General features: G+C 71.2%; 3 protein-coding genes and 1 pseudogene. All 4 read left to right on the top strand.

Features of this window, described 5'->3' with window-relative positions; all coding sequences use genetic code 11:
• Positions 1-201 precede the first annotated feature (201 nt).
• Positions 202-1,209: a LacI family DNA-binding transcriptional regulator gene (locus ACR3IO_RS15880; RefSeq protein ID WP_434072200.1), complete on the top strand. Its 1,008-nt coding sequence runs from the start codon at positions 202-204 to the stop codon at positions 1,207-1,209.
• Positions 1,206-2,153, top strand: coding sequence for a PfkB family carbohydrate kinase (locus ACR3IO_RS15885; protein ID WP_434072194.1), 948 nt, complete (start codon positions 1,206-1,208; stop codon positions 2,151-2,153). The genes ACR3IO_RS15880 and ACR3IO_RS15885 overlap by 4 nt, the downstream gene beginning before the upstream one ends.
• A gap of 142 nt (positions 2,154-2,295) precedes the next feature.
• The gene (locus tag ACR3IO_RS15890) at positions 2,296-5,547 is read left to right on the top strand and encodes a GH32 C-terminal domain-containing protein (protein WP_434072195.1); all 3,252 of its coding nucleotides are present in this window, start codon (positions 2,296-2,298) and stop codon (positions 5,545-5,547) included.
• 126 nt (positions 5,548-5,673) lie between these two features.
• Positions 5,674-6,216: pseudogene (locus ACR3IO_RS15895) on the top strand (hypothetical protein); the annotation flags it as partial.

A 6,216-nucleotide genomic window follows, 5' to 3' on the forward strand; every position in this document is an offset into this window, starting at 1 on the left:
GTCTGGGAACCGTTGCCCAATTGACAACGATGTCAGCGTTAGGTCTAGCCCATCCCCGTGTGTATAGTCAAGCCGACACCGCACATTGGAGATCAAATCGTGACACCGTTGTCAAACGTGGATCCGACGTCAGCCGAGCGCGGCGCCGGGCGCACGGACGAGTCCCTCCCGGCCGACGCGCGTTCCCGGGCCCGGCCGACGATGCGCCACGTCGCCACGCTGGCGGGCGTCGGGGTGAAGACCGTCTCTCGCGTGATCAACGGCGAGCCCAACGTCTCGGCGGCGACCATCGAGCGAGTGCTGAAGGCGGCACGGTCGCTCGACTACGAACCCGACCTGCACGCCGGCAACCTCCGGCGCGCCGACGGCCGCACGCGCACGCTCGGGCTGCTCGTCGGCAGCGTCGACAACCCGTTCGCGGGCGCCGTGCACCGGGCGGTCGAAGATGCCGCACTCGCCCGCGGCGTCGCGGTCTTCGCCTCGAGCCTCGACGACGACCCCGAACGCGAGCAGGCCGCCGTCTCGGCATTCCTGCGCCGCCGGGTCGACGGGCTCATCCTCACCACCGTCTCCGAGGACCAGGCCTACCTCGCCCCCGAGCTCCGGCGCGGCACGCCGGTGGTCTTCGTCGACCGGCAGCCCGCGGGCATCGCCTCCGACTCCGTGGTGAGCGACAACACGGCCGGCGCTGCGCTGGCGACCCGTCACCTCATCGCCCACGGGCATCGGCGCCTCGCCTACCTCGGCGACCGGCACGACATCCGCACCGCGCAGGAGCGCCGGCGCGGGTTCCTCGACGAGCTCGGTCGCGCGGGCATCGCGACCGGCGACGCCCCCGTCATCGAGGGCCTCCACGACGAGGAGACCGCGAGGCGGGCGACGCTCGCGCTGTTCGATGCCGACGAACCGCCCACCGCGATCTTCAGTGCGCAGAACCTCGTCACGATCGGCGTGATCCGGGCGCTGCGCGAGCTGGACCGCCACCTCGACACCGCGCTCGTCGGCTTCGACGACGTGCCGCTCGGCGACCTGATCGTGCCCGGAATCACCGTCGTCGCCCAGGATCCGCACGCCATCGGCCGCATCGCCGCCGAGCGCATCTTCGCGCGCCTCGACGGCGACGAGTCCCCCGCCGAACGCACGATCGTCCCCACTCGGCTGATCGAGCGCGGAAGCGGCGAACTGCCGCCGCGGGCGAGCGCCCGATGACGCCCGAGGCGACGGCCGACACCCGCACACCCCGCGTCGTCGTGATCGGCGACGCCCTCATCGATGAACTCCGCGGCCCGTCGGGCACCCGCGAGTTCGTCGGCGGGGCCGCACTCAACGTGGCCGTCGGCCTCTCCCTCCTCGGAGAGGACGTCACGCTGCTCGCCATGGTCGGCGACGACGAGCCCGGTCGCCGCATCCGCCAGTACCTCGCCGATCACCGGGTGCGACTGGTCGCGAGTCCGTCGCCATCGGGCACGTCTCGGGCGGTGTCCGACCGCACGGCCGGCGGCGAACCGCGGTACGAGTTCAACGACGCCGCCCGGGCGAGGCGCATCTCGTTCGGCGAGGAGTCCCGTGCAGCGCTGGACGCGGCCGACCTGGTCGTCGTCAGCTGCTTCCCGTTCGACGACGCCGATCAGGCGGCGGAGCTCCGCGCAGCCGTTGCTCGCCCGCACGAGCGGCTCGTCATCGACGCGAATCCGCGTGACGGCATGATGCACGACCGTGCCGGGTTCCTGGCCGGATTCGAGCGGCTCGCGAGCCACGCGCTGCTCGTCAAGGTCGGCGACGAGGACGCGGCACTCCTGCTCGAGGCACCGCTGGACGAGTTCGTCGGGCGCCTCCGATCGGGCGCCGACACCACGGCATCCGGACCGGCCGTCCTGGCGACGGCGGGCAGCGACGGAGCCCGCGTGCACCATGGGGCCATCGAGGTCCGCGCCGGCATCGTCGACCTCCCCGGCCCGGTCGTCGACACGATGGGAGCCGGCGACGCGACGCTCTCGGCCGTCGTGCACCGCATCGCGGTCGATGGCATGCCGCAGTCGGATGCCGCGTGGTCCGCCGCACTCGCCGACGCCATGGCGATCGCCGCCGCGACTGTGCGGCGGGAGGGCGCACTGCTGCGCCGCCCGTCGGCGGGGCCCGCCTTCACCAGCTGACCGCCGGCAGTCGGCCGGCCGCCGATCGCGAGCTGACCGAAGGCTTGCAATGTCCGCCGGACACTGCGTAGTGTCGCGCTCGTCAATTGACAACGATGTCATGGCTCGCTTGAGAGCCACGTGATGAAAGGCGAATCGATCGATGACGACGATATCAACGCGCGGGCTGGCAGCGGCGATCGCCGCGATCGCCGCACTCACCGCCTCCCTCCTCGGAGGACCGGCTGCGGCGGCATCCGGCGACGACGCGGCACCCGACCCGGCGACCGAGCAGTACCGGCCGGCGGTGCACTTCTCACCTGAGCGCAACTGGATGAACGACCCGAACGGGCTCGTCTACGAGGACGGCACCTGGCACCTGTTCTTCCAGCACAACCCGTCCGGCACGCGGTGGGGCAACATGAGCTGGGGCCACGCCACCAGCGACGACCTCGCGCACTGGGAGGAGCAGCCGCTCGCGATCCCCCAGACCTTCGACGCCGACGGCGTCGCCATCGAGGACATCTTCTCCGGTTCGATCGTGGTCGACGAGCAGAACACGAGCGGCTTCGGCACCGCCGAGAACCCGCCCATGGTGGCCGTCTACACGAGCGCCTACACGGCGGCGCATCCGACGCTCGCGGGCCGGCAGGCGCAATCGCTCGCGTACAGCACCGACCACGGCCAGACCTGGACGAAGTACGACGGCAACCCGGTGTACGACCGCGGGTCGGCGAACTTTCGCGACCCGAAGGTCTTCCGCTACACGAACCCCGGGACGGGCGAGTCCTACTGGGTCATGGCGGCCGTCGAGGCGCTGCAGTACCAGGTGGTGCTCTCGCGCAGCGACGACCTGAAGACCTGGACCCATCTCAGCGACTTCGGACCGGCCAACGCGACCGGCGGCATCTGGGAGTGCCCGGACCTCTTCCCACTCGCGGTCGACGGCGACCCGGCGAACACCAAGTGGGTGCTCGTCGTGAACCTCAACCCCGGCAGCGTCGCCGGCGGCTCCGGCGGCCAGTACTTCGTGGGCGACTTCGACGGCACCACCTTCACGTCCGAGAGCACCGTCACCGATGACGCACTGCCCGCCGGCGAGGTCTTCGCCGGGTTCGACGACGGCACCTACGACGGCTGGACCGTGGCCAACGAACCGGGCAACTGGAAGAACGGCCCGTTCGCGGACACCCCGGCGGCCGGAACCCTGCCCGGCCAGAACGCGGTGAGCGGGTACGTCGGCGCCGGGCTGGTCAACGGATTCAACGACTTCGACTGGCCGGTCGGCACCGTGGAGTCCCCGACCCTCACGATCGAGGATCCCTTCGTGAACCTGCTCGTCGGCGGCGGCAACCACCCCCACGTCGACGGCACCCGGCTGGGCAACGAGGCACCCGCCGGACGTCTGCTCTTCGACGGCTTCGAGTTCCCCGACGGCACGACGCTCGCCGACACCGGCTGGACGGCTACCGGCGACTTCGCGACCGACCCGACCCGCAGCCCCTCCACGCAGGGCGGCGACTACTACCTCGGTGCGAAGCGGATCAACACCTTCGAGTCGGGTCCTAGGGGCGACGACAACCTCGGCGACCTCACCTCGCCCGCGTTCACCGTGCAGCCGGGCGAAGACCACCTCTCGTTCCTCCTGGGCGGCGGCAAGCGGCTCGACGGCACGCTCGAGGCTCGACTCGTCGTCGATGGCGAGGTCGTGCGCACGGCCACCGGCGCCGACGGCGGCGCCCTCAACTGGCAGGCGTGGGACGTCTCCGAGTTCGCCGGCCGCGACGCGCAGTTCCAGGTGCACGATGGCACGAACGGTGGCTGGGGCCACCTCACGATCGACCACCTCGTGCTCGGCGCCGAAGCGGCGCTGCCCCGATCCGAGGAGACCTCCGTCAACCTCGTCGTCGATGGCGAGGTCGTGCGCACGGCGACCGGACGCAACAGCGAGAACCTCGACTGGGTGAGCTGGGACGTCGCGGAGTACGCGGGCCGCGAGGCATCCGTTCGCATCGTCGACAACAACCGCTTCGGATGGGGGCACGTACTCGTCGACCAGGTGATGTTCTCGGATGCCGCGGCCGCGCCGCGCATCGAGGGCTACGACTGGCTCGACTGGGGCAAGGACTACTACGCGACCGTCTCGTTCTCGAACGCCCCCGACGACCGACGGGTGATGCTCGGCTGGATGAACAACTGGGACTACGCGAACGACATCCCCACGGGTTCGTGGCGCAGCGCCATGGCGCTGCCACGCGAGGTCTCCCTCGCGTCGACCGACCGCGGGCCGCGTCTCGTGCAGCGGGTCGCGCCCGAGCTCGAGGGCCTCGAGCGAGCGGATGACGCGGTGACCGTCGGCCCGCGCGATATCGAGGCGGGTGCCACGACGCTCGACGAGATCGCGGGCGACGTGCTGAAGGTCGACGCGGTGTTCGAACCGGGCGACGCCGAGTCGTTCGGATTCAGCGTGCTGGGCGACGGCGAGGCGTCGACCCGCATCGGGTACGACACCGACGCCGGCCGGCTCTTCGTCGACCGGCGGCAGTCGGGGAACACCGACTTCCATCCCGCGTTCGCGTCGCTCGACGACGCGCCGGTTGCGCTCGACGACGGCCGGCTCGCCGTCACGGTCTACGTCGATCGCTCCTCCGTCGAGGTCTTCTCGGCCGACGGCCGCACGACCATCACCGACCAGGTGTTCCCGAACACGGGCGCCGATGAGCTCGGCCTCTGGGCCGAGGGCGGCACCGCGGGTCTCGTCTCCCTCACGGTGACGCCGCTGGCCACGGCCATGTTCCCGGCCGAGCCCGAGGTGCCCACCGACGACGGTGCCACTGCCGCACCGGGCGCCGGCGCGCTCTCCTCGGACAACGGGTGGGACACCGGACTGCACGACGGCGACTTCGACGTCACGATGAACCTGTGGTGGGGCGAGAACGCGAGCCTGTTCAAGCTGTACCGCGACGGCGAACTCGTGCACACAGCACGGCTGGAGCCGCACACGCCCAAGGCGCAACGCGTGGTCGTGCCGGTGCAGGGCCTCGGCAACGGCGAGTACGTCTTCGTCGGAGAGCTCCTGAACTCCAAGGGCACGACCTCGACGAAGCCCCTCACCGTGAAGGTGCGCGACGCCAACCCGTCCAAGCCGGTGCTCAGCCACGACAACCGCGACCGCGACGGCCGCTACACCGTCACGGCGAACCTCTGGTGGGGCCAGAACGCGACCTCCTACGCCTTCCTCGAGGACGGCGTGGTGGTCGAGCAGGGCGAGCTTGCGGCCTCCACCCCGAGTGCGCAGCGCGCAGCGCTCGAGGTCACCGGCAAGCCGAAGGGCACCTACGAGTACGCGGTCGAGTTCCGCAACGCCGCCGGGGTCACGACCAGCGCGCCGATCACGGTCAAGGTCACCAAGTGATCTGCGGTTGAGACCGGGTCGCAGCGCTGCTGACCGCTGCGATCACGGAGAACCGGATGCCTCGGGGTGCTCGCGCCCCGAGGCATCCGCCGTCGTGCTCGCCGTGCCCTGTGGCACGCTGGAGGGATGGCCGCCGCATCCCCCGCCCCGTTCACCTCTCCCCTCGCCGAGTCGCTCGCGCCCGCGCTGCTCGAACGCTTCGGTCGCTACGTGCGCGTCGGCACGCAGTCCGATCGCGACGGCGAGGGCAGCCCGAGCTCCGCCCGCCAGCTCGACCTCGGGCGCGTGCTCGTGGAGGACCTGCTCGCGCTCGGACTCGACGACGCGGTGCTCGACGGCGACGGGTACGTCTACGCCACGCTGCCCGCGACGATCGACGAGGCATCCGGTCCCGTGCCCGTCATCGGCCTCATCGCGCACATGGACACGAGCCCCGACGCGCCCGGCGACGCCGTCGAGCCGATCGTGCACCGCGAGTACGACGGCGCCGTCATCGAGCTGCCTCGCGGCGGCACGACCCTCGACCCCGAGCACATGCCCGACCTGCTCGACCACGTCGGCCACGACCTCGTCACGAGCTCGGGCGACACCCTGCTCGGCGCCGACGACAAGGCGGGCGTTGCCGCGATCCTGACGGCGGTCGAGCACCTGCTCGCCGCGCACGGCGAC

Origin of the sequence: Agromyces sp. Marseille-Q5079 (assembly GCF_051016555.1) — a bacterium.
GTDB lineage: Bacteria > Actinomycetota > Actinomycetes > Actinomycetales > Microbacteriaceae > Agromyces.

Coding starts and splice junctions, on each gene's coding strand:
- ACR3IO_RS15880 (WP_434072200.1), top strand. CDS start 202: ATGCGCCACGTCGCCACGCTGGCGGGCGTCGGGGTGAAGACCGTCTCT.
- ACR3IO_RS15885 (WP_434072194.1), top strand. CDS start 1,206: ATGACGCCCGAGGCGACGGCCGACACCCGCACACCCCGCGTCGTCGTG.
- ACR3IO_RS15890 (WP_434072195.1), top strand. CDS start 2,296: ATGACGACGATATCAACGCGCGGGCTGGCAGCGGCGATCGCCGCGATC.